Annotated in this window: 18 protein-coding genes and 2 pseudogenes; 11 read left to right on the forward strand and 9 right to left on the reverse strand. The window is 69.5% G+C overall.

Going from position 1 to position 22634, the window contains the following annotated elements:
* Positions 1-128: 128 nt before the first annotated feature.
* The 4 genes and pseudogenes from asd to ACFJIX_RS08295 all read left to right on the forward strand — a co-directional run bounded on the left by asd (position 129) and on the right by ACFJIX_RS08295 (position 4673).
* A complete protein-coding gene (asd, locus tag ACFJIX_RS08280; RefSeq protein ID WP_377159096.1) occupies positions 129-977 on the forward strand; it encodes an archaetidylserine decarboxylase in 849 nt (282 codons plus the stop codon).
* Positions 978-1067: 90 nt separating this feature from the next.
* Positions 1068-2382 (forward strand): annotated as a pseudogene (locus ACFJIX_RS08285) (tryptophan--tRNA ligase).
* A gap of 148 nt (positions 2383-2530) precedes the next feature.
* On the forward strand, positions 2531-4237 hold the full coding sequence (locus tag ACFJIX_RS08290; protein WP_377159097.1) for an AMP-binding protein: 1707 nt from the start codon (positions 2531-2533) through the stop codon (positions 4235-4237).
* A 34-nt stretch (positions 4238-4271) separates the two neighbouring features.
* Positions 4272-4673: a YkvA family protein gene (locus ACFJIX_RS08295; protein WP_377159098.1), complete on the forward strand. Its 402-nt coding sequence runs from the start codon at positions 4272-4274 to the stop codon at positions 4671-4673.
* Positions 4674-4695: 22 nt separating this feature from the next.
* Here ACFJIX_RS08295 and ACFJIX_RS08300 read toward each other — a convergent pair whose 3' ends face one another.
* Together ACFJIX_RS08300 and ACFJIX_RS08305 are read right to left on the reverse strand one after the other, a co-directional pair.
* On the reverse strand, positions 4696-5592 hold the full coding sequence (locus ACFJIX_RS08300) for a LysR family transcriptional regulator (RefSeq protein ID WP_377159099.1): 897 nt from the start codon (positions 5590-5592) through the stop codon (positions 4696-4698).
* Between the two features lie 429 nt (positions 5593-6021).
* Entirely contained in the window at positions 6022-6345 is a 324-nt protein-coding gene (locus ACFJIX_RS08305; protein WP_377159100.1) for a DUF4148 domain-containing protein, read from the reverse strand.
* Between the two features lie 324 nt (positions 6346-6669).
* Between ACFJIX_RS08305 and ACFJIX_RS08310 the strand changes: the two genes are divergently transcribed.
* Together ACFJIX_RS08310 and ACFJIX_RS08315 are read left to right on the forward strand one after the other, a co-directional pair.
* Positions 6670-7338, forward strand: a complete 669-nt coding sequence (locus tag ACFJIX_RS08310) for a LysE family translocator (RefSeq protein WP_377159101.1) — start codon at positions 6670-6672, stop codon at positions 7336-7338.
* Positions 7339-7416: 78 nt separating this feature from the next.
* Positions 7417-8763, forward strand: a complete 1347-nt coding sequence (locus ACFJIX_RS08315; protein WP_377159102.1) for an MFS family transporter — start codon at positions 7417-7419, stop codon at positions 8761-8763.
* Between the two features lie 3 nt (positions 8764-8766).
* On the opposite strand, the gene ACFJIX_RS08320 is transcribed toward ACFJIX_RS08315, so the two are convergent.
* The 5 genes from ACFJIX_RS08320 to ACFJIX_RS08340 form a co-directional block, all read right to left on the reverse strand.
* On the reverse strand, positions 8767-10410 hold the full coding sequence (locus tag ACFJIX_RS08320; protein WP_377159103.1) for a SulP family inorganic anion transporter: 1644 nt from the start codon (positions 10408-10410) through the stop codon (positions 8767-8769).
* Positions 10411-10510: 100 nt separating this feature from the next.
* Positions 10511-11305 (reverse strand): hypothetical protein, encoded by a 795-nt coding sequence (locus ACFJIX_RS08325; RefSeq protein ID WP_377159104.1) that lies wholly within the window; start codon positions 11303-11305, stop codon positions 10511-10513.
* A 136-nt stretch (positions 11306-11441) separates the two neighbouring features.
* A complete protein-coding gene (locus ACFJIX_RS08330) occupies positions 11442-12584 on the reverse strand; it encodes an HD-GYP domain-containing protein (protein ID WP_377159105.1) in 1143 nt (380 codons plus the stop codon).
* A 192-nt stretch (positions 12585-12776) separates the two neighbouring features.
* The gene (locus ACFJIX_RS08335; RefSeq protein ID WP_377159106.1) at positions 12777-13898 is read right to left on the reverse strand and encodes an alkene reductase; all 1122 of its coding nucleotides are present in this window, start codon (positions 13896-13898) and stop codon (positions 12777-12779) included.
* A 38-nt stretch (positions 13899-13936) separates the two neighbouring features.
* Positions 13937-14641: an SDR family oxidoreductase gene (locus ACFJIX_RS08340; protein WP_377159107.1), complete on the reverse strand. Its 705-nt coding sequence runs from the start codon at positions 14639-14641 to the stop codon at positions 13937-13939.
* 96 nt (positions 14642-14737) lie between these two features.
* Here ACFJIX_RS08340 and ACFJIX_RS08345 point away from each other — a divergent pair, with 96 nt between their 5' ends.
* Complete coding sequence (locus ACFJIX_RS08345; protein WP_377159108.1) at positions 14738-15649, forward strand: LysR family transcriptional regulator; 912 nt, start codon at positions 14738-14740, stop codon at positions 15647-15649.
* 58 nt (positions 15650-15707) lie between these two features.
* Here ACFJIX_RS08345 and ACFJIX_RS08350 read toward each other — a convergent pair whose 3' ends face one another.
* On the reverse strand, positions 15708-16574 hold the full coding sequence (locus ACFJIX_RS08350) for an alpha/beta fold hydrolase (RefSeq protein WP_377159109.1): 867 nt from the start codon (positions 16572-16574) through the stop codon (positions 15708-15710).
* A gap of 182 nt (positions 16575-16756) precedes the next feature.
* Between ACFJIX_RS08350 and ACFJIX_RS08355 the strand changes: the two are divergent.
* Positions 16757-17359 (forward strand): annotated as a pseudogene (locus tag ACFJIX_RS08355) (LysR substrate-binding domain-containing protein); the annotation flags it as partial.
* A 55-nt stretch (positions 17360-17414) separates the two neighbouring features.
* Positions 17415-17657 carry a LysR substrate-binding domain-containing protein gene (locus ACFJIX_RS08360; protein ID WP_377159110.1) on the forward strand — a complete coding sequence of 81 codons (243 nt, stop codon included), beginning with the start codon at positions 17415-17417 and terminating at the stop codon, positions 17655-17657.
* Between the two features lie 3 nt (positions 17658-17660).
* Here the strand turns inward: ACFJIX_RS08360 and ACFJIX_RS08365 are convergent, their stop codons facing one another.
* Positions 17661-18128: a Cd(II)/Pb(II)-responsive transcriptional regulator gene (locus tag ACFJIX_RS08365; RefSeq protein ID WP_377159111.1), complete on the reverse strand. Its 468-nt coding sequence runs from the start codon at positions 18126-18128 to the stop codon at positions 17661-17663.
* Between the two features lie 56 nt (positions 18129-18184).
* Between ACFJIX_RS08365 and ACFJIX_RS08370 the strand changes: the two genes are divergently transcribed.
* Together ACFJIX_RS08370 and ACFJIX_RS08375 are read left to right on the forward strand one after the other, a co-directional pair.
* Positions 18185-20599, forward strand: a complete 2415-nt coding sequence (locus tag ACFJIX_RS08370) for a heavy metal translocating P-type ATPase (protein WP_377159112.1) — start codon at positions 18185-18187, stop codon at positions 20597-20599.
* Positions 20600-20816: 217 nt separating this feature from the next.
* Positions 20817-22358 carry a peptide MFS transporter gene (locus tag ACFJIX_RS08375; protein ID WP_377159113.1) on the forward strand — a complete coding sequence of 514 codons (1542 nt, stop codon included), beginning with the start codon at positions 20817-20819 and terminating at the stop codon, positions 22356-22358.
* Positions 22359-22634: the final 276 nt, after the last annotated feature.

The following is a 22634-nucleotide window of genomic DNA, read 5'->3' on the forward strand; positions in this document are numbered from 1 at the left end:
GGTACCGACCTTCCGCGCAGGCCCGTGGGAGGGCGCGAAGCCCGCCCAGGAGCAACCCGGGTGTGGGACCCGTACTTGCCCGCCTAGAATCCGCCACCCATTTTTCGCCCCTTCGGGGGCCCGATGCCGTGTCCGATCGCCTTGCCGTCCTGCCTCAATACCTGATGCCCAAGGGCGCCATGACGCGGCTGGCCGGTCGGCTGGCGAGCGCGGAACTGGGTGGCTTCACGACCTGGACGATCAAGCGCTTCATCGCCAAGTACGGCGTGAACATGGCCGAGGCGGTCGAGTCCGATCCGACCGCCTATTCGACCTTCAACGACTTCTTCACGCGCGCGCTGAAGCCGGGCGTGCGCCCGCTGGCCGACGCGCCGCTGATCTGCCCGGTCGATGGGGCCATCAGCCAGTTCGGTGCGATCCGCGCGGACCAGATCTTCCAGGCCAAGGGCCACCAGTACTCGACCACCGCGCTGGTCGGCGGCGACCAGCAGCTGGGCGCGCAGTTCCGCGACGGCCACTTCGCGACGATCTACCTGAGCCCGCGCGACTACCACCGCATCCACATGCCCTGCGCCGGGCGCCTGGTGCGCATGGTGCATGTGCCGGGCGACCTGTTCTCGGTGAACCCGACGACCGCCCGCGGCGTGCCGGGCCTGTTCGCCCGCAACGAGCGCGTGGTCTGCCTCTTCGAAGGCGAGCATGGCCCGTGGGTCCTGGTGCTGGTGGGCGCGACCATCGTCGGATCGATGGCCACCGTCTGGCACGGCGTGGTCAATCCGCCGCGGCCGGGCCGCCTGCGCACCTGGCACTACGAGAACGAGCACTTCAGCTACGCGCAGGGCGCGGAGATGGGCCGCTTCCTGCTCGGTTCCACCGTCGTGCTGCTGTTCCCGAAGGACCTGCCGATGCAGTTCAACGCGCAGTGGCAGCCCGGTGGTGCGGTGCGCCTCGGCGAGTCGATGGCCACGCTGGGCTGATCGCCGCGCGCTGGCAACCCCTGTCCCTCCGACGGGGGGCCGCCTTTGCGGGACAATCGCCGTTTTGCGAAACGACGGCGACGAGTTCCCATGACCCTGCGTGTCCTGACCGGCATCACGACCACCGGCACCCTGCACCTCGGCAACTATGTCGGCGCGGTGCGCCGCGCCATCGCGGCCAGCCGCGAGCCCGGCGCCGAGAGTTTCTTCTTCATGGCCGACTACCACGCGCTGATCAAGTGCGACGAGCCGGCCCGCATCGAGGGCCTCGCGCCTGCAGATCGCCGCGACCTGGCTGGCCGCCGGCCTGGACACGAGCCGGGTCGTCTTCTACCGCCAGAGCGACATCCCCGAGATCCCCGAGCTGACCTGGCTGCTGACCTGCGTCACGTCCAAGGGCCAGATGAACCGCGCGCATGCCTACAAGGCGTCGGTCGACGCCAACGTGGCCGCGGGCGAGGACCCGGACGCCGGCATCACGATGGGCCTGTACAGCTATCCGATCCTGATGGCCGCGGACATCCTGATGTTCAACGCGCATCGCGTGCCGGTGGGCAAGGACCAGGCGCAGCACATCGAGATGGCGCGCGATGTCGCGCAGCGCTTCAACCACACCTTCAAGACGGAACTCTTCGTGCTGCCCGAGGCGAGCATCGACGAGGAGATGGAGCTGCTGCCAGGCCTGGACGGCCGCAAGATGTCGAAGAGCTACGACAACGTGATCCCGCTGTTCGAAGGCGGCGCGAAGGCGTTGCGCGAAGCGATCTCGAAGATCGTCACCGACTCGCGCCTGCCCGGCGAGCCCAAGGAGACCGAGGGCTCGCACCTGGTCCAGATCTACGACGCGTTCGCCTCACCCGCGCAACGCCAGGCGTTCCGCGCGGCGCTGCAGGGTGGCCTGTCGTGGGGCGAGGCCAAGGACCAGCTGTTCGCGCTGATCGATGCGGAGATCGGCCCGATGCGCGCGCGCTATGACGCGCTGATGGCCAATCCCGAGAAGATCGAGGAGATCCTGATGGAAGGCGCCGCGAAGGCCCGCGCCATCGCGGGTCCGCTGCTGGCGCAGGCGCGCGAGGCCGTCGGCCTGCGACGCTTCCAGCCGTTGGCCACGCCGGTCGCTCAGGCGACCAAGGCGAAGTCGACGGTGCCGGCGTTCAAGCAGTACCGCGAAGCCGACGGGCTCTTCTACTTCAAGCTGCTCGCGGCCGACGGCACTCTGCTGCTGCAGAGCACCGGCCTGCCGCAGGGCAAGGAAGCCGGGCAGTGGGTCGCCAGAATCAAGCGCGAAGGCGCGGCGGCGTTGGGCGACGCGCCGGTGGCCAAGGAGACCGGCGACGACGTGCTGCTGCCGGCGCTCGAGGCGCTCGTGGCCGCCGAGCTGGAGGCCGCCGCGGCGAAGGGCTGAGCCTCCTGGCGTTTCGAAAGGAAACCCTGGTTTAGGGTGCCAAGTCGATCACGTTCATCGAAGAAACCCGCTCGTTCCTCGACGCGAGGCGTCGTAGTCTCCAACGTTGATTCCGTCACGATTCAACACCACAACAAGGAGACCACCGATGTCCACGACGACCCGCCTGCCTGCCGACTCCCTGGCGCTGCAACGCCTCTATGCCTGGGAGCTGGACACGCCGGACCGGGTCACGTTGCGCCAGCCGATGGGCGGGGGCGTCGTCAAGGACTTCACCTGGAAAGAGGTCGCCGATCAGGCGCGCCGCATGGCCGCGCACCTGAAGACGCTGGGCCTCGAACAGGGCTGGGAACCCGGCGCCCGCGTCGCCATCCTGTCCAAGAACTGCGCGTGGTGGCTGATGAGCGACCTCGCGATCTGGATGGCCGGCTACGTCAGCGTGCCGCTGTATCCCACGCTCGCTCCCGACACCATCCACCAGATCCTCAGCCACAGCGAGGCCAAGCTGCTGTTCGTCGGCAAGCTCGACGGCTGGGAAGGGATGCGCCCCGGCGTGCCGCTGGGCCTGACCTGCATCTCCTATCCGGTCTCCCCCGACGACGCCCAGGACACCTACGACCACTGGGACGCGATCTGCGCCGAGACGCAGCCGCTCAAGGGCAAGCCCATCCGCGCCGCCGACGACCTGGCGACCATCATCTACACGTCCGGCACGACAGGCACGCCCAAGGGGGTGATGCATTCGTTCGGCAACTTCGCGTGGGCCATCGCCACGGGGCTCAAGCGCATCCCGCTGAGCGAACGCGATCGCATGTTGTCCTACCTGCCGCTGGCGCACGTCGTGGAACGCGCGCTGGTCGAGCACGGCTGGCTCCACACCGGCATGACGATCTACTTCGCAGAGAGCCTGGACACCTTCGCCGCCGACCTGCAGCGCGCCCGGCCGACGGTGTTCTTCTCCGTGCCGCGGCTGTGGACCAAATTCCAGCAGGGCGTGCAGGCCAAGGTGCCGCAGCCCAAGCTCGAGCGCCTGTTGAAGCTGCCCTTCATCGGCAACCTCGTGCGCAAGAAGATCCTGAAGGCGCTGGGCCTGAACGAGTGCACCTTCGCCGCCGGCGGCGCCGCGCCGATGCCGGTCGCGCTGCTGAAGTGGTACCGCGCGCTGGGCCTGCCGATCAACGAGGGCTACGGCATGACCGAGAACCTGGCGCTGTCGCACATCACCGTGCCGGGGCGGGACCAGATCGGCAGCGTGGGCCCCGCCTATGACGGCGTGCAGACGCGGCTGGATCCGATCACCGGCGAGCTGCAGATGAAGAGCCAGGCGCTGATGCTGGGCTACTACAAGCAGCCCGAGCTGACCGCCGAGACGCTCACCGCCGACGGCTGGCTGCACACCGGCGACAAGGCGGAGATTTCCGACAAGGGCGCGCTCGCCGGCTGCGTGCGCATCACTGGACGGGTGAAGGACCTGTTCAAGACGAGCAAGGGCAAGTACGTGTCGCCGGCGCCGATCGAGGACCGTCTGTCGACGAACCCCGCCATCGAGGCCTGCGCGGTCACCGGCGCGAACTTCGCGCAGCCGGTGGGCATCGCGATGCTGTCGCCGGAGGCCGCCGCGCGCGATCGCGCCGGGCTGGAGCAGGAATTGACCGCGCATCTGGAGAAGGTCAACGCGCGCCTCGATCCGCATGAGCAGCTCGACTGCCTGATCGTCACGGCGACGCCGTGGACCGTCGACAACGGCCTGATCACCCCGACCTTCAAGGTGCGCCGCAATCGCGTCGACGAGGTCTACGGTCCGCGTCTGGAAAACTGGATCGCCCAGCGCCGGAAAGTCATCTGGGCGGACTGACGCGCCGCCCCCGCGGCTGGCGCATGATGGGCGGATGAAACGCGGATCCCTCAAGCGCTGGGCCGCCCTGCTCAAGGGCGAGCTGCTCACCGTCTTCTACGCGGCACGCGATCCGGAGGCGCCCTGGCTGGCGCGCTTCGTGGCGATCGCGGTCGCCGCCTACGCGCTCAGCCCGATCGATCTGATCCCGGACTTCATCCCGGTGCTCGGCCTGCTCGACGATCTGATCCTGGTACCGCTCGGCTTCTGGCTGGTGCTGCGGCTGATGCCGCCGCAGGTGATCGCGCGGGCGCGCCTGCGTGCCGCCGAGCAGCGCGGCCGGCTGCCGCGCAACCTCAAGGTCGGCGCGGCCATCGTCGTGCTGTGGGTGCTGCTGATGGTGCTGCTCGTGGTGTGGCTGGCCGGCCGCGGCGGCGCGCCGGCCGGCGCCGTCTGAGCGATCGACGCCATCGACCGGATCAATCCGGGCCGAGGCCTTTTTTCGCCAGCGTCTCGGCCACCCACTCGATGAACACGCGCATGCGCGCCGACACGTAGCGGTTGGGCGAATAGACCAGGTAGACCGGTACCGCGTTGTGGTGCCACTCCGGGAACAGCGGCACGAGCTCGCCGCTCGTGAGCTCGTCCTGGACCGCGTATTTCGCCAGCTGGACGACGCCCAGTCCCGCCAGCCCGGCGGCGACGTAGGCGTTGCTGTCATTGACGTCGAGCCGGCGGCGGCCCTCGACCTCGATGCGCTCGTCGCCGCGATGGAACACGAACGGGAACACGCGCCCGGTCCGCGACGAGAAGTAGCCCACGGCCTGGTGGGGCTCTCGGTCCAGGTCCTCGGGCGTCTCCGGCGTGCCGTGCTTGGCGAGGTAGGCCGGCGACGCGCAGGTGCAGAACTGGATCTGCCCGACGCGACGCGCGACCAGGCCGGCGTCCTGCACCGCGCCGACGCGCAGCACGAAGTCGACGTTGTCGACCAGCAGATCGATCGCGCGGTCGCTGACACCCAGGGCGATCTGGATGTCGGGATAGCGCTCGTGGAAGTCTCCGAGCGCGGGAATCAGCACCCGCGATCCGGTCAGCGTCGTCACGTCGACACGCAAGCGGCCGCGCGGCTTGCTCTGGTCGTGGAGCATCCCCTGGTCGATGGCCTCGAGCTCGCTCAAGAGGGCCATCGTCCGCTCGTAGTAGGCGGCGCCATCCTGCGTGACGGTCACCTTGCGGGTGGTGCGCGTCAGCAACTGGACCCGCAGCCGCGCTTCCAGCGCCTGCACCAGCCGCGTCAGGCTGGCCTTGGGGAGATCCATCGAGTCAGCCGCCTTGGTGAAGCTGCCGGTTTCCACCACCCGGGCGAACGCCCGCATTTGCACGATCCGGTCCATCCGATGCCCTTGATCTGGCGGCCCGAAGAGGGGGACTGCTGGGGGGCCGCGGGGCGATTCTCCGGGATTCCGCACGGTCGTGCGCGTTGCGCGCCGCATTCCCGTGTCACACGCGGTTCCGGGGAGATGTGGGCGAATGCCGGATGAATATGTCGCCCCTGCCGGTTGAATATCGGAAGGAGTATCGGACAGCGCGGAGACTTAATTGGTGCTTAAGCAAAAGAAAACCCCCTCGGCGAGTAGTGGCTCATCCGAGGGGGTATAGGCGGTCGGTGACGGACAGGAGGGAGGAGTGCGGAGAACCGCCACCGACCAGGGCCGGAGCCCTTGACCTCAAAAAATGCTCTCTACCAATCTATTGTTCGAGTTCTCTCTCAGGGGGTGCTTGCAGGCGGGTATCAGGAACGGGAATCAGCGGCCGGCGACGGAAGTGGCCGGGGCGCTGCCACCGAACTTCTTCACCAGCGTCGCGTAGTACGGCGAGCTGCGCAGTTGGGCGTACTTGGCCTGGGCGGCATCGCGGCGGGCGTTGTCGTAGCCGTAGGTTTCCGACTGCTCGACGGCGGCCAGGCCGGACTCGCGGTAGATCTCCAGGTCGGCCAGCACTTCGGCGCGGCTCACGGCGCTGGGGGTGTTGACGGGCTGGGTGTGCGGGTTGTCGTTGGCCATCGCGCTGCCGGCCACCAGGGCGGCGGAAGCGAACAGGACGGAAGCCAGGATGTTCTTGGTGCTCATGATCTTTCCTTTCAGATTCGGTCCCAGGGCAACAGCGAAGGGGCACGGGGTGGATGATTCGACCCGTCGATTGCGCCAGGGATTCAATTCGGTTTCGTTTGAAATCCGTCGGTTGCCCGGAGGTTTCAAGCCGTCGCCTTGTGGAGATTCCCGGAAGCGGTTTCGGTGTGTCGATGGGATGAACTATGAACGATAAGGGTTCACCCTTAAATCCATTCCTTCGCAACAGTCCGTTGAAAAGATCGGAACAATCACTGCGCGAATCTCGCGCGGTCCGCGCAAGCGGGGGCGGGCATGATGGCGGCCTTTCAGGAGATGCATTCGATGCTCGGCACCCACGACCTCGGCCTCTTCATCGCTTCCGGCCTGCTGCTCAACATGACGCCGGGACCGGACTCGCTGCTGATCATGGCGCGCAGCGCCACGCAGGGCTTCCGCGCCGGCTCGGCGGCGGCGCTCGGCATCGGTGCCGGCACCTGCGTCCACATCCTGGCCGCGGCGCTGGGCCTGTCGGCGCTGCTGTCGGCCTCGACGGCGGCGTTCACCGTGGTGAAGCTGCTCGGCGCGGCCTACCTCGTGTACCTCGGCGTCGGCATGCTGTTCAAGCGCCGCGCGGCCGAGGCCCGGGCGGAGGACGCGCGCCAGGAGCAAGGCCCGACGCCGCTCCCCGCGGCCCCGCTGCGGAAGATCTTTGCGCAGGGCTTCCTCACCAACGTGCTGAACCCCAAGGTCGGACTGTTCTTCCTGGCCTTCGTCCCGCAGTTCATCTCGGCCGACGCGCCGAGCAAGGCGGTCGCCTTCCTGTTCCTGGGCGCCGTCTTCAACGTGAACGGGATGCTGTGGTGCCACCTGCTCGCCTGGTCGAGCGCCGTGGCGGGCGCCCGCGCACGTGGGCAGGGGTGGGCGCGCGCGCTCGGGCGATGGCTCAACCGCGGCATCGGCGCGCTGTTCCTGGCCTTCGGCGTGCGATTGGCGGTGGCCGAAATGGGGTAGCCCATCCGTGGTGCGCGTGGCGTTCGGTTCGTCCGAACCACGCCTGCGGGTTTTCCATCGCGGGAGTAGGCTGCCGGCATGAATGCCAACACCCCTCCCCTGTCCGGCGGCGCGATGTCGCCGGCGTCCGGTGTCCCCGGGCACTACACCGCGCACGAGAAGCGCGATCGCATCTTCGCCATCGTCGGCGCGTCGTCCGGCAACCTGGTCGAATGGTTCGACTTCTACGTCTACGCGTTCACGTCGATCTATTTCGCGCACGCGTTCTTCCCGAAGGGCGATCCCACGGTCCAGCTGCTCAACACGGCGGGCGTGTTCGCGGCGGGTTTCCTGATGCGGCCGATCGGCGGCTGGCTGTTCGGCCGGATCGCCGACCGCAAGGGCCGCAAGACGGCCATGATGATCTCGGTGCTGATGATGTGCGGCGGCTCGCTGGCCATCGCCTGCATGCCGACCTACGAGACCATCGGCGTCCTGGCGCCGGCGCTGCTGCTGGCGGCGCGGCTGTTCCAGGGCCTGTCGGTGGGCGGCGAGTACGGCACCAGCGCCACCTACATGAGCGAGGTCGCGCTGCGCGGCCAGCGCGGGTTCTACGCGTCCTTCCAGTACGTGACGCTGATCGGCGGCCAGCTGCTGGCGGTGCTGGTCGTGGCGGTCCTGGAGCAGACGCTGACCGAGACGCAGATGCATGACTGGGGCTGGCGCATCCCGTTCGCGGCGGGCGCCGCGACGGCGGTGATCGCGTTCTACCTGCGCCGCTCGCTGGCTGAGACCGCGAAGGCGGAGCAGCTCGACCGCAAGGAATCGGGCTCGATGCGCGAGCTGTTCAGCAAGCACATGCGTTCGTTCCTGATCGTGCTGGGCTTCACCGCGGGCGGGTCGCTGGCCTTCTACACGTACACGACCTACATGCAGAAGTACCTGGTGCTGAGCGTGGGCATGGACAAGAAGGTGGCGAGCACCGTGATGACGGCGGCGCTGTTCGTCTACATGTGCATGCAGCCGCTGTTCGGCGCGTTGTCGGACCGCATCGGGCGGCGGACCTCGATGCTGTGGTTCGGCATCCTCGGTGCGCTGTGCACGTGGCCGATCCTGTCGGCGCTCAAGGGCGTGCAGAGCCCGTACGCGGCCTTCGGGCTGATCATCCTGGCGATGGCGATCGTGTCGCTGTACACCTCGATCGGCGGGCTGATCAAGGCGGAGATGTTCCCGCCGGAGATCCGCGCGCTGGGCGTCGGCCTGTCGTATGCGATCGGCAACGCGATCTTCGGCGGCTCGGCGGAGTTCGTCGCGCTGAGCCTCAAGTCGGCGAACGTCGAGAGCGCGTTCTATCTGTACGTCTCGGTGATGTGCTTCTTCGCCTTCCTCGTCTGCTTCCTGATCCCCGACCTGCGCAAGCATGGGCATCTGAACGAGGTGCATTGAGCGTCAGCCCGCGTCGCGCATCCCCAGGTGATGCGACAGGTACAGGCGCCCGCGGAACCACGATTCCCAGCCGCTGGCCTTGAGCCGGTCGAGCACCGGCCCCTTGACCTCGCTGAGGTCGAGTCGCCGGCCCTGGCGCTCGAGCGTCTCGTGCAGTTCCTTCAGCGCGCTCAGGCCGCTGAAGTCGATGCTGTTGACCGGCGACATCTGCAGCAGCACGCGCCGCGTGGTCGGGTGCGTGTCGAGGTGGGCCTGGACGACGTCGGCCAGGCTGCGGCCGTTGAGGAACAGCAGGCTCTCGTCGATGCGCAGGCCGAGGACTTCCGGATCGAGCTCGACCTGGTAGCGCTCGACGTTGCGATAGTGCTCGGTGCCGGGAATGCGTCCGATCAGCGCGACGTGCGGCCGGGCGCTGCGCTGCAGCAGCAGCGCGATCGCGCTCGCCACGCCCAGGCCCAGGGCCGCGGTGATGCCGACGAAGATCACCAGCAGCGTCACCGCCGTCATGAGCAGGGCCTCGGCGCGGTCGTAGCGCCAGGCATCGGCATAGGGACCGAACTTCAGGCCCGACAGCACCGCGACCATGATGCTGGCCGCCAGCACCGGCTTGGGCACCCAGGCCAGCAGCGGTGACAAGGTCAGCAGCACGAGGCCCATCATCGCGGCGACGAAGACGCCGGTCATGCGCGTGCGGCTGCCCGCGTCGCTCATCAGCACGCTGCGCGAGAAGCTCGCGGCGGCGGGCATGCCGCCCGAGATCGCCGCCGCCAGATTGGCGACGGACAGGCCCATCAGTTCGCGCCGCGCGTCGACGCGTTGACCGACCCGACGCGCCAGCGATTCCGCCACCGCGAGGCTGGACACGTAGCCGAGCAGGCCGATCAGCGCGGCGCCGGGCAGCATCGCGGTCCAGAGCTCGGGATCCAGCCGCGGCAGCGTGAAGACCAGCGCCAGCGGCGGCAGCTCGCCGACACGCGGCAGGCCCTGCGGATCCCAGCCCCACGCGACGCCGATGCCGATGAGCAGCACGGCCAGCGGCGCGATCCGGGAGACGAAGCCCTTCGGCAACCGCCGCACCACGACCAGCGCCAGCAGCGACACGACCCCGAACAGCGCCGCGACGCCGCGCCAGTCGAAGCCGTGGGCCGACAGCGAGCGCCACAGCTCCGGCAGCGTGCCGCCGGTCGCCGTCGAGCCGATCAGCACCGGCAGCTGGCTGGCGGCGATGGCGATCGTCGCGCCCGATTCGAATCCGTGCAGCACCGGCACCGACAGCAGCGCGGCCAGCGCGTGCAGGCGCAGCAGCGCCGCCGCGCCGAGGAACAGGCCGACCTCGGCGGACAGCACCAGCGCGGCCTCGCTCGGGCTAACGCCGGCGGGCGCCAGCTGCAGCGTCTGCATGATCATCAGCGCCAGCACCGCGACCGGGCCGATGTTGAGGAAGGGGCTGGAACCCAGCGCCGCGTAGAACAACGGCGGCAGCAGGCTCGCGTAGAGGCCCACCTGCGGCGGCAGCCCCGCGAGCATCGCGTAGGCCAGGCTCTGCGGGATCAGGAGGACGCTGACCACCACGGCGGCGACGAGATCGTCGCGCAAGGCGTCGCGCAGATAGGGCCGGAAGGCGGCGAGGGAGGGCAGCGTCGGCATGGGGGGAGGCCGCAGGAGCAGCGCGCGGCAGTATAGGTGCCACCTTCCCCGCGGGTGCCCCGGCCGACGCGCGTGCGGACCTCGTCTCGCCCATCGGCGCTCAGAGGATCAGCGACCCGGCGGGATGGTCCGGCGGCACGCGCGGCAGCGGCGGCGTCCGCGGCTCCAGCAGGTCGATCGACACGCGCAGCGTCAGCTCCTCGCCGCGCGGCAGCGGCTGCAGCCGCGGCGTGTCCGGGGTCATCAGCCGGAGCTGGACCGAACTCCGCGTCGCATGGCGCTCGAAGCTCAAGGTGTCCAGCGGCGGCTCGCCGCGCAGCAGCGCGATGCGCCCGCCGGCGCCGCTCAGCGAGGCGATGCCGCACCAGGGATCGCGCCGCTCCGCTTGATCGCGGCCGGAGAGCTTCACCACGTCCAGGGAGTCGTCCAGCCACGCGGCGTCGGCGAAGTCTTCCGGGAAGTTCAGCAGCCACCCCAGGCGCGCCGGCATCGGCATGCGGCTCAGGTTGCGCACCGACAGGCTCCAGTCCAGCCGGTGTTCGTCCAGGCGGAAGGTCTGGCTCGCCTGCAACCCCCAGGTGCCCGGCGAGGGGCTGCGAGGATGCAGCATCAGCGTCATCGCGTCGGGCGCCTGCTGGGTGACGCGCCAAGGCTCGTCGAAGGCGCCCGGGTCCGGGACCAGGACCGCCATGTCCTCGGGCACGTCGGACGGAGGCGCCAGTCTCACCGCGCCGCCGCCGATCAGCCTGCCCCGCTCGATCAGCAGCGGGCGCAGCCACGGTTGACGACCGCCGGGCCCGCTCTCCCCCAGCCAGCGCAACCGTCCGCCGCGATCCGGCGCGATCACCGCGCGCCAGCGCCCCGATTTCAGTTCGACGACTTGACCCACATGCATCCCCCATGTCCAAAAGCGGCGGAGTCTGCGCGCGAGGGCATGGGTCCAGCTCTACCGAAAGAGGGGTGGATCCTTGCAGGTGTGATGCATCGAGGTGGGTCGGCTGCAAGGCTTTGCAGGGCGCCCCTCGTGGCCGCTACGCGCTGGCGATCAGCGCGGCGATGCGCTCGTCGGAGAGGCGGATCGGCGAGGCGTGCGTGGGCAGCAGGGCGACCACGGCGTGGTCCTCGCGGCTGCTGTCGCGCAGCACCGGCGTGTGGCGCGGCTCGCCATTGGCGTTGGTCAAGGCCGACACCATCGGACGGTGCGCCTTGTCGCCGTTGCGCACGACCAGCCCCACCTCGCCGCTGGCCAGCCGCACCAGGCTGCCCGGCGGAAAGATGCCGAAGGACTTGATCAGCGCCGCCGCCAGCGGGCTTTGCGCCGCCATCTGGTGGAGCTCGCGACCCGCCTGTGCGGCGCTCATCGCGGGCCGGTTGGCCCGGCTGCTCAGGCGCGCGGTGTAGATGTCGGCGTAGCGCAGCATCTCGGCCAGTTCGCCGACGTCGCTGATCCCGTGCGGGTAGCCGCGTCCGTCCGGCGTCTCGTGGTGCTGCAGCACGGCGTCCAGCCAGTCGGGATCGTCGATGCCAGCGGCGCTCAGCATTTCGACGCTGCGGATCGGATGTTCATTGATCGCCTCGCGCTGCATCGACGTCAGCGGCGAGACCTGGCTGGACAGCCGCGCCTGCAGGTCCAGCATGCCCAGGTTCATCGTCAGCGCGGCCTGGAAGGCGCGCCGCTGGTCGTCCGGACCCCAACCCAGATAGCGGGCCGCCGCGTGGCACGCGGTGGCTGCATGCAAGGAATGCGTAACGCCGTAGTGCCCGCTAGTGGATTCAGGCTGTCGCACCACCTGTGAGAGTGCGACCTCGGGCGAGCTGTCGATCAGGGTCAGCATCAGCGCCGTCGCGCCGTCGAGCGCCCCGGCCATGCGATCGGGCGACGCCGAGAGGGCGTTGCGCACATCCTGCATGCCGCGGTCCCATTCCTCGGGCAGCCGGTCGCGCAGGTAGGCGGCGGAGCGCGTCGGCGCGGGCGTGGCCTGGCGCGCGGACTCGGCGAGTTCGTTCGCGTCGACCAGCGCGCCGCGACGCATCAGCGCGTCGAGCTGCGCCGCGTCGGCGATCACCTGCCCGCGCGCAAGCAGCAGCGTCCTGTCGGTGTCGCGCACGCTGAAGGCGAGCGGCTGACCGAGGACGATCCGGTTCTTGACCGATGACAGTGAACAGACACGCATGACAGACGTGGGGAGCGGAGGGCAGGCCGGCCACGTGTCGACATGTCTTGAAGTTGTAACGTGGGCGGCCCGGACTCTACATCGTCCGTTCGGGCTCCGACCTGAACGGTCGCGGCAGCCCCCGCGCCCCGGTGGGGCGGGAAAGCGCCGACTCCGTCACGGATCGGCGCCCGGGGACAGGCGGCTGGCCGGTCAGGCGGCGACGGCCGTGACGCCCGCGGCGGTCTCGGTGGCCGCCGGATAGTCGCTGTACCCGGCCGCGGTGCCGCCGAAGAGCGACTTGGCGTCGAAGCCCGCGAGGGGCAGGTCTTGCCGCAGCCGCGCTGGCAGGTCCGGGTTGGCGATGAACGCGCGCCCGAACGCGACCAGGTCCACCAGACCCGAGGCCAGCAACGACCGGGCGCGCGCGGCGTCGTAGCCACCCGCGACGATGATCCTGCCGTCGTAGGTCTCGCGCAGCGCGCGGCGGAAGTCCTCCGGCACCTGCGGCGCATCGTCCCAGTCTGCCTCGGCCAGATGGAGGTAGCCGACGCCTCGGCGGGACAGCTCGCGCGCGGCCTGCAGGATGGTCGGGATAATGTCGGGGCAGTCCATGTTGCGCGCGGTGATGAAGGGCGCCATGCGCACGCCGATGCGCGCCGGATCCACCTCGGCGGCCACGGCGTCCACCACCTCCAGCAGGAAGCGCAGGCGGTGCTCGCGGGGACCGCCGTACTCGTCTTCTCGGTGGTTGGAGGTCGTGCGCAGGAACTGGTCGATCAGGTAGCCGTTGGCGGCATGGATCTCCACGCCGTCGAAGCCCGCGCGCATCGCGTTGGCGGCGGCGCGACGGAAGTCGTCGACGACGGCGCGGATCTCGTCGCGCGACAGCGCGCGCGGCACCAGGCAGTCGACCATGCGGCCGATGCCGTCCTCGCCGGCGACCCAGACGCGCGCCTCGGGCGACAGCGCCGACGGTGCGACCGGCAGTCCGCCGTCGTGGAAGACCGGATGCGACATCCGGCCGACGTGCCACAGCTGCAGCACCATGCGGCCGCCGGCGCGGTGCACCGCCCGGGTGACGAGCTGCCAGCCGGCGACCTGTTCGTCGCTGTGGATGCCCGGCGTGAAGCTGTAGCCCTGCCCCTGCGGCGAGATCTGCGTGGCTTCGCTGACGATCAGCGCGGCGCTCGCGCGCTGTGCGTAGTAGTCGGCCATCAGCGTGTTGGGGATGTTGCCGGGCTGGGTGCTCCGGGCGCGGGTCATCGGCGCCATCACGACGCGGTGGGGCAGCGTCAGCGGGCCGAGGATGATCGGGGTGAAGAGATCGGTCATGGGGATCCTTGAGGAGGGGTCGGGCGAATCGCCCCGGGTCACTGGATGAGGGCGCCGCCGTCGATGTCGATGACGGCGCCGGTGACGAACGGGTTGTCGATGACGAACAGATATCCGGCGGCAATGTCCTGCGGGCGACCCGCGCGGCCGGCGGGCAAGGTCGACGCTGCCCTGGTCAGCATCGCGTCGCGTGCCGCGGGCGCCATGCCGTCGTAGGCCTCCGTGTCGGTCAGTCCGGGGCTGACGACGTTGATGCGCAACGGGGCCAGTTCGCGCGCCAGCACCTTGGCGCCGGCCTCGATCGCGGCGTTCATCGCCGTCTTGACGAAGGTGCCGGGCGTGGCGCGTCGCGCCAGGAAGCCCGAGGTCAAGGTCAGCGTGCCGCCCGGGCGCAGCCGGCCGGCGGCCGCTCGGGCCACGGCGATCGCGCCCCAGAACTTGACGTCGAACGCCGCCTTGGCGGCGGCCAGGTTCAGCGAGGCGACGGGGCCGCCCGGCGCTTGCGACCCCGCGGTGACGACGACATGGTCCACCGGTCCGATCGTGGCGAGGAAGGCCTCCACGGCCGCCGGATCGGCGATGTCCAGGTCGGTCGATCGACCCGCGACGACGACGCGGCCCGGGCGTGCGCGGAGCGCGTCCGCCATGGCGCGCCCGATGCCGGAGGTGCCGCCGAAGACGACGCTGACGGTGTCCGCCGTGAAGGCGGAGGAGGCATGGGCTGGGGCGGGTTGAGTGTCCATGTTTGTTCCAGGCTGTTTGATGGTTGACAGTCTGGAACGGACGGGCTCGGGGTTGAGGTCCCTGGCGGACGAAGCTTTTTCAAAGAAAATCGAACAATGGCCCGGATTGCTGACCTCGAACTGCTGGTGCGCATCGCCGACCTCGGCAACCTCACGGCCGCGGCGAAGGCCCTGGACTGGTCACCCGCCGCTGCCAGCGCGTCGCTCAAGCGCCTGGAGGAGGAGCTGGGCTTCCCGCTGTTCGTGCGCAGCACCCGCAGCCTGCGCCTGTCCGGGGAGGGCCAGCGCTACCTGCCGCATGCGCGCGCCGCGTTGCGGGCGCTGATCGATGGGCGCGATGAAGCGCTTGCAGGGCGCGAGGCGCTCAGCGGCGAACTGCATCTGACGGTGCCCTCCGACCTGGGCCGCCATGTGCTGCTGCCGTGGCTGGAACAGTTCCAGGAACGCCATCCAGCGCTCACGCTGCGATTGCAGATCGGCGATCCGCTGACGGACCTGCTGCGACGCCCCGTCGACGCCGCCGTCCGCTACGGCCAACCGGCGAGCGGTGCCCAGGTCGCGTTGCCGCTGCTGCCGGACTGCCGCCGGGTGCTGGTCGCCGCGCCGCATTACCTGGCGCTGAATGGCATGCCGGCGTCGCCCGAGGACATGCCGCGCCACGAGGCGCTGCGCTACCTCGTCGCCGGCGAGGTGCCGACCCACTGGCCCGTCGAGATCGCCGACCAGCCAGTGGGACTGCCGCTCGCCGGACGTCGCGTCGCCGACGACGGCGAGGTCGTCAAGCGCTGGGCGCTGGCCGGCCTGGGGCTGGCCTACAAGTCGTGGCCGGACGTGGCCCAGGAACTGGCCAGCGGCCAGCTGGTCCACGTCAATCCGCACTGGCGCGGTGACCCGGCGCCGCTGCACCTGATCGTGCCGGGCCGCGCACAGCTGTCGCCCGCGCTGCGGTTGGTCCGGGACGAACTCCGCCGACGGCTGGAGGAATTCGCCCGGGCCATGCCGCGCTGAGCCGAGGCGCCGGCTCGTCCCAGGCTCACCCCTGGTTCATCCCTGGTTCATCCCTGGTTCAGCCGAAGACCGCCTTGATCTCCGCCGCGACCTGCGGGGCGAACTCATCCAGCACGAAGTGGCCGCCGTCCAGCCAGACCAGCCTGGCCTCGGGCAGGTCGTTCAGGTAGGCACGCGCACCGGGCGGGATGAAGATCGGATCGTTCTTCCCCCAGACGATCAGCGTTTTCGGGCGGTAGCGGCGGAAGGCGGCCTGCCACTCCGGATAGAGCGCGACGTTGGTCTTGTAGTTCTCCAGCAGGTCGACGTTGGCGTCCTGCATGCCGGGCCGGTCCAGCAGCGCCTGATCGACGATCCAGTGATCCGGGTCGATCAACTCGGGGTCCTTCACGCCGACCAGCCAGTGCCACTTCGTGCCGGCCATGGTGATGAGCTGGCGCGCGGGCGCTTCGCTCTCCGGCGTGCGCGATGCCCACAGCGGGCCGAACACCGACTTGGCTTCCTCGCCCACGCCGTCCAGGTAGGCGTTGGCGTTCTGGATGATGAAGCCCTTCACCTGCTCGGGCCGTTGCTGAAAGAGACGGAAACCGATCGGACCGCCGTAGTCCTGCATGTAGAGCGTGTACGAGCTCAGTTCGAGTGCGTCGACGAGCCCGGCGACATGCGCCGCCAGGTGGTCGAAGGTGTACGCGAAGTCCTCGCGCTTGGGCGCGTCCGAGTGACCGAAGCCGATGTAGTCCGGCGCGATCACGTGGAAGCGGTCCGCCAGCAGCGGGATCAGCGGATTGAACATCCGGCTGCTGGTCGGCAGCCCGTGCAGCAGCAGCAAGGTCGGCGCGGTCGGGTCGCCGGCCTCGCGATAGAACACCTGGCGACCGAGAACGGTCGCGGTGCGGTGGCGGATGGCAATGTTGGTGGCGCTCATGGCGGTGTCCTTGGCGCCCTCCCCGGGTCGGCGACCCGCCTTGGAAGGCATGGGATGCAGTCTCCGCATTCCCGGATTCCTGCGGAAGCCGCTAGGATCGAGAGCAATCCTCCCGAAAACTGGAAGGCCTGGCCGCTGACGCCCGGTCGCGAGTGCGCATGGATCGAATCGACGCAATGGCGATGCTGATCGCCGCCGTGGACGCCGGCAGCCTGTCGAAGGCGAGTCAGCGGCTCGGGCTGCCGCTGGCGACCGTGAGCCGCAAGGTCGCCGACCTGGAGAAGCACCTGCGCGCGTCCCTGCTGATCCGCTCGGCCAAGGGCCTGGACCTGACCGACGCGGGACGCTCCTACGTGGAGGCGGCGCGGACGATCCTCGACCAGCTCGACGAAGCCGAGCGCGCCGCCGCCGGCGAGTACACCGAGCCGCGCGGCGAGCTGATCGTGACCGCGCCGACGATGTTCGGGCGCTTGCACGTGCTGCCAACGGTGATGGCGTTCCTGGATGCCTTTCCCGAAATCGCCGTGGAGCTCAAGTTCACCGACCGGGTCACGCATTTCCTCGACGACCAGATCGACGTCGCCCTGCGCATCGGCGAGTTGCCGGACAGCAGCCTGGTCGCCACGCGACTCGGCGAGTGCCGCCACGTCCTCTGCGCCTCGCCCGCCTACCTCGCCAGTCACGGGGCGCCGGAGACGCCGGACGACCTGCGTCGCCACCGCGTGGTGTCCTTCGGGAGTCTCTCCAGCGACGGCGCGTGGCCGTTCCGGCAGGATGGCGCGGTGCGCACTGGGACGTTCCGATCGCGCCTGAGCGTGACGACGATCGACGCCGCCATCGATGCCCGCGCGCGCCGGCGCGGGCCTGGCGCGGGTGCTGTCGTACCAGGTGAACGAGGACGTCCGGGCAGGTCGGCTGCGACTCGTGCTGGAGCCCTTCGAGCCCGCGCCGCGGCCGGTGCATCTGATGTATGCGCCGCGCAGCCAGAGCCGGCTGCCATTGAAGCTGCGGGCGTTCATCGACTTCGCGGTACCGCGGCTGCGGGAGCGGCTCGTGCAGGCCGCGCTGCCGTCGGCGGGCTGAGCGTCAGGTACGAGCGACGCTGCTGCGCGGCGCTGTCGGCGCCTCATCCGGATGGCAGGCGCACGCCTCGCCATGCGCCGCCGACACGAGCTCTTCGAGGATCCCGCAGGCGTGATGGTCGTGGTCCGCGTCGCAGCGCTTCTGCAGGGCGACGAGCTGCGCCTCCAGCGCCCGCATGCTCTGCAGCCGAGCGCGGACCTTGCCGAGCTGCGACGCCACCAACACGTCGACCTTCACGAGCTCCTCCGGATCGCGGGTCTCCAGACTGTTCAGCAGCAGCGTGACGTCCGCCAGCGACATGTCCAGCGCCCGGCAGTGCCGGATGAAGGCCAGACGCTCCAGGTGCTCATGGGCGTAGTCGCGGTAGCCGTTCTCGCTCCGCGCGGGCGGAGGCATCAGGCCGCTCTTCTCGTAGAAGCGGATGGTTTCGATGTCCACGCCGGTGGACTTGCTCAGTTCGCCGATTCGCATGTCGATCAGGATAGCCGCTTGACCTTGGAGCGGCTACAGACTATCCAATCGACCCCATGGCACATCAGGAACACGATCACCGCCCCGCCGCGCCCGAGTCTTCGGCTTCGTCCTGCGGGGGATGTTGCGGTCACGCCGCCGACGTCGCGACAGCGCCACCCGTCGCGCCGGCCCCGACGCCCGCGCATCGACACGCGGGCCATGCGCACGGACACGGGCAGGGTCACGACCACGACCACGACCACGACCACGACCACGACCACGACCACGACCACGGGCATGGCGCATCGTGCGCGGCGCCCGCGCCGAAGTCTCCGGCCCCGAGCGCCGAGGAACTGGCCGGCACCACACGCCAGCGCTACTTCATCGCCGGCATGGATTGCCCCACCGAGGAAGGCCTGCTGCGCAAGCAACTCCAAGGCAAGCACGGCGTGGTCGCGCTGGAGTTCGATCTGATCAACCGCCTGCTCGATGTGCACCACCGCCTGCCCGACGACGCGCCGTTGCGCGCCGCGATCAGCGCGGCCGGCATGAGCGCCGAGGCCATCGAGGCCGAAGCCCCGCCGCCCGTGCCGCCGCCGGCGATCTCGACCAGCCTGCGCTGGCGCATGGCGGTCGCCGGCGTTGCCGCGATCGCGGCGGAGACGCTGGCGTTCTCCGGATTCGACGAGTCCGGTCCGCTGGTGATCGCGCTGGCGGTCGCGACGATGCTGCTCGGCGGTCTGCCGACCTTGCGCAAGGGCTGGATCGCGCTGAAGAGCGTGACGCTCAACATCCACCTGCTGATGAGCCTCGCGGTCATCGGTGCGATCGTGCTCGGCCAGTGGCCGGAGGCGGCGATGGTGGTGTGGCTGTTCGGCCTGTCCGAGATGATGGAAAGCCTGAGCCTGGCTCGCGCCCGCGACGCGATCCGCGCGTTGACGCAACTCGCGCCGGAGACCGCGCAGGTGCAGGGTGCCGAGGGTCGTTGGACCTCGGTGCCTGCGGCCGACGTGGCGATCGGCGCGCGGGTTCGTGTCCCTCCGGGCGAACGCGTGCCGCTCGACGGCCGCCTGCTCACGGGCCGCTCCAGCCTGAACGAAGCGGCCCTGACCGGCGAGGCGATGCCGGTCGACAAGGCGCCCGGCGATGCGCTCTTGGCCGGCAGCATCAACGGTGACGGCTTGCTCGAAATGACCGTCACCGCCGGCAAGGGTCACACGCTGCTCGACCGCATGGCCGCGGCCGTGCAGCAGGCCCAGTCGCAGCGCGCGCCGACGCAGGCCTTCATCGACCGCTTCGCCCGCGTGTACACGCCGGCGGTGGTGCTCGTGGCCGTCGCGCTGGCGGTGCTGCCGCCGCTGCTGGGCTTCGGGACCTGGAGCGACTGGATCTACAAGGGCCTGGTGCTGCTGGTGATCGCGTGTCCCTGCGCGCTGGTGATCTCCACGCCGGTGACGGTCGTCAGCGGCTTGGCCGCGGCGGCGAGGCGCGGCATCCTGATCAAGGGCGGGCTCTACCTGGAGCGCGCCCGGCAGCTGAAGACGCTGGCCTTCGACAAGACCGGCACGCTGACCGAAGGCAAGCCGCAACTGGCGGCGGTGCAGCCGCTGTACCCGTCGGTGAACGCCGATCAGGCGCTGCACCTGGCCGCGCGGCTCGATGCCGGCAGCACGCACCCGCTCGCACAGGCGATCGTCGCGGCGCACGCGCAGCGCGTGGGGTCCGTGCTGGAGCCGGTCGATCACCTGCAGAACCTGCCGGGCCTGGGCCTGACCGCGCAACTGGACGGCGCCGAATTCGCGCTCGGCAACGAACGTCTGGCCGAGCAGCGCGGCGCCGTCGACGACGAGGCTCGCAACGCGGCCCGCGCGCTGCAGGCGCAGGGCCACACGCTGGTCTGGCTGATGCGAGGCGCGCAGACGCTGGCCTTGCTGGCGCTGTCGGACACGCCGAGACGCGAGGCCGCCGAGGTGCTCAAGACGCTGCGCGCGCGCGGCCTGTCGCTGACGATGCTCAGCGGCGACCAGCGCGCGAGCGCCGTCGCGATGGCGGGCCGCCTCGGCATGCCGGAGGTCGCCGTGCGCGCGCCGCTGCTGCCGCAGGACAAGCTCGACGCGATCGCGACGCTCGCGGACGAGCAGGGACCGGTCGCGATGATCGGCGACGGCGTCAACGACGCGCCGGCGCTGGCCCGCGCCGACATCGCGATCGCGATGGGCGCCGCCGGCAGCGCGACCGCGCTGGAGACCGCCGACATCGCGCTGATGCAGGACGACCTGCGCAAGCTGCCCGAGCTGATCGACCTGTCCGAGCGCGTCGCGACGGTGTTGAAGCAGAACATCGTCGTCGCGCTGGGGCTGAAGGCGATCGTGGCGGCGTTGACGCTCGCGGGCATCGGGTCCCTGTGGCTGGCGGTGCTGGCCGACGCGGGCGCGAGCCTGCTGGTGGTGCTCAATGGCTTGCGGCTGCTGCGCGAAGAGCGCCCCTGACGGCCATCCCTACCTAGGGTGAGCCCTAGTGCCGACGGGCCGGTTCCAGCTGACCTTTGGCTGACAATGGCGCCGCCTGCCGCTGGCGGGCCCCAAGGGATCGGATCGATCCGGGGCCTGGACCAGCGGCAAACGCGTTCTGATCCCTGGAACGCGGTTTCCCGTGACCCGGAGCGCCGGGTCATTGATCCCTCAGCGATCCATCACGGAGCGTCGTTTGAACACAATTCAAACTCCCGGAGCGCGGCAGACCATCCTCGGCCAGCCCAACAGCCTGTTCGTCCTGTTCTTCACCGAAATGTGGGAACGGTTCTCCTACTACGGCATGCGGGCGCTGCTCGTGCTGTACCTGATCTCCGAGGCCGCCAAGGGCGGCTGGGGCTGGACGCGCGAGGAGGCGACGAGCCTCTACGGCACGTACACGATGCTCGTGTACCTGACGCCGATCATCGGCGGCTACATCGCGGACCGCTTCCTCGGCACGCGGCGCTCGGTGGTGCTGGGCGGCTTCATCATCGCGGCGGGCCACATCGCGCTGTTCTTCGACACCAAGGCGACCTTCTACGTCGGTCTGGGTCTGGTGATCCTGGGCACGGGCCTGTTCAAGCCGAACATCTCGGCGATCGTCGGCCAGCTCTACAACAAGGACAACGAGGGCCAGCGCGACGGCGGCTACACGCTGTTCTACATGGGCGTGAACGCGGGCGCGTTCTTCGGCATCTCGCTGTGCGGCTACATCGGCGAGAAGATCGGCTGGCACTACGGCTTCGGCCTGGCGGCGGTGTTCATGATCCTGGGCGCGCTGCAGTTCTGGCTGGCGCAGGGCATCTTCGGCGACATCGGCGGTGCGCCGGGCAAGGACGCGCCGCTGGTGGACGCGAGCGAGCCGCTGGACGACACGCCCGCGCACATCGTGCGCGACCGGCTGATCGCGATCGGCGTGTTCTCGTTCTTCACGATCTTCTTCTGGTTCGCCTTCGAGCAGGCCGGCGGATCGATGACCATCTTCGCTGCGGACTACACCGACCGCGCGCTGGTGGGCACGAGCGGGCTGATCTTCAAGATCGTCAACTCGCTGATGACGCTGATCCCGGTGGCGATCCTGAGCTGGCTGCTGGTCAAGCTGGGCCGCAGCACCGAGGGCCTCTACAAGCTGTCCAACGCCCTGCTGGCGCTGGCGCTGGCGGTGATCTGGGGCCTGTCGCTGTGGATGCTGGGCCGCGAGTTCCAGATGGAGCAATCCGAGATTCCGGCCACCTGGTTCGGGGTCCTGAACTCCTTCTTCCTGGTGATCCTGGCGCCGATGTTCAGCAAGATGTGGGAACGTCGCTGGAACCCGAGCGGTCCGGTGAAGTTCGGCGTCGGCCTGGTGCTGCTGGGCCTGGGCTTCGCGGCGCTGTCGTATGGCGCGTCGGGCATCCCGGCGGGTGCGAAGACGGCGCAGGTCAGCATGATCTTCCTGACGCTGGCCTACCTGCTGCACACGATGGGCGAGCTCTGCCTGTCGCCGGTCGGCCTGTCCTACATCTCCAAGCTGGCGCCGGCGCGCCTGCTGGGCCTGATGTTCGGGGTCTGGTTCGTCAACGCGGCGATCGCCAACAAGATCGCCGGCATGACGGGCTCGTACATCGACGCGATCTCGTCGACGTACTCGATGTCCACCTTCTTCCTCATCTTCACCATCGTCCCCGCGGGCGCCGGCGTGCTGCTGATGCTGCTCAGCCCGGTGATGAAGAAGCTGATGCACGGCGTGCATTGAGCAACGCGCCAGGGTCCTCATGGACTCACCAGGAAGAACCCGGGCCATGCCCGGGTTTTTTGTTGCCCGTGATGCGGCGCGCGAAGGGATGACCGGCCGACCGAAGCACCAATCTGGTTCAGTCCGGCGTCCTTGCCCAATCCTCCGAGCCCCCAGCCTCCTGACGTTTTCCGGCAGTGTCTCCCGCGAGACTTGCTCACAACCTTGCCCAGGCAGTCAATCAGGTTGATGTATGCCCTCCAGCCTAGGGGCAGGTATTGCCCCAGGCACTGGTCG

It is taken from the genome of Roseateles sp. UC29_93 (assembly GCF_042695725.1).
GTDB classification, from domain to species: domain Bacteria; phylum Pseudomonadota; class Gammaproteobacteria; order Burkholderiales; family Burkholderiaceae_C; genus Roseateles; species Roseateles noduli_A.

What these genes read in the sequence shown, in the direction of transcription:
- ACFJIX_RS08290 (WP_377159097.1), top strand. Translation starts at nt 2,531, where the DNA reads ATGTCCACGACGACCCGCCTGCCTGCCGACTCCCTGGCGCTGCAACGC.
- ACFJIX_RS08295 (WP_377159098.1), top strand. Translation starts at nt 4,272, where the DNA reads ATGAAACGCGGATCCCTCAAGCGCTGGGCCGCCCTGCTCAAGGGCGAG.
- ACFJIX_RS08300 (WP_377159099.1), bottom strand. Translation starts at nt 5,592, where the DNA reads ATGCGGGCGTTCGCCCGGGTGGTGGAAACCGGCAGCTTCACCAAGGCG.
- ACFJIX_RS08305 (WP_377159100.1), bottom strand. Translation starts at nt 6,345, where the DNA reads ATGAGCACCAAGAACATCCTGGCTTCCGTCCTGTTCGCTTCCGCCGCC.
- ACFJIX_RS08310 (WP_377159101.1), top strand. Translation starts at nt 6,670, where the DNA reads ATGCTCGGCACCCACGACCTCGGCCTCTTCATCGCTTCCGGCCTGCTG.
- ACFJIX_RS08315 (WP_377159102.1), top strand. Translation starts at nt 7,417, where the DNA reads ATGAATGCCAACACCCCTCCCCTGTCCGGCGGCGCGATGTCGCCGGCG.
- ACFJIX_RS08320 (WP_377159103.1), bottom strand. Translation starts at nt 10,410, where the DNA reads ATGCCGACGCTGCCCTCCCTCGCCGCCTTCCGGCCCTATCTGCGCGAC.
- ACFJIX_RS08325 (WP_377159104.1), bottom strand. Translation starts at nt 11,305, where the DNA reads ATGCATGTGGGTCAAGTCGTCGAACTGAAATCGGGGCGCTGGCGCGCG.
- ACFJIX_RS08330 (WP_377159105.1), bottom strand. Translation starts at nt 12,584, where the DNA reads ATGCGTGTCTGTTCACTGTCATCGGTCAAGAACCGGATCGTCCTCGGT.
- ACFJIX_RS08335 (WP_377159106.1), bottom strand. Translation starts at nt 13,898, where the DNA reads ATGACCGATCTCTTCACCCCGATCATCCTCGGCCCGCTGACGCTGCCC.
- ACFJIX_RS08340 (WP_377159107.1), bottom strand. Translation starts at nt 14,641, where the DNA reads ATGGACACTCAACCCGCCCCAGCCCATGCCTCCTCCGCCTTCACGGCG.
- ACFJIX_RS08345 (WP_377159108.1), top strand. Translation starts at nt 14,738, where the DNA reads ATGGCCCGGATTGCTGACCTCGAACTGCTGGTGCGCATCGCCGACCTC.
- ACFJIX_RS08350 (WP_377159109.1), bottom strand. Translation starts at nt 16,574, where the DNA reads ATGAGCGCCACCAACATTGCCATCCGCCACCGCACCGCGACCGTTCTC.
- ACFJIX_RS08360 (WP_377159110.1), top strand. Translation starts at nt 17,415, where the DNA reads ATGCCCGCGCGCGCCGGCGCGGGCCTGGCGCGGGTGCTGTCGTACCAG.
- ACFJIX_RS08365 (WP_377159111.1), bottom strand. Translation starts at nt 18,128, where the DNA reads ATGCGAATCGGCGAACTGAGCAAGTCCACCGGCGTGGACATCGAAACC.
- ACFJIX_RS08370 (WP_377159112.1), top strand. Translation starts at nt 18,185, where the DNA reads ATGGCACATCAGGAACACGATCACCGCCCCGCCGCGCCCGAGTCTTCG.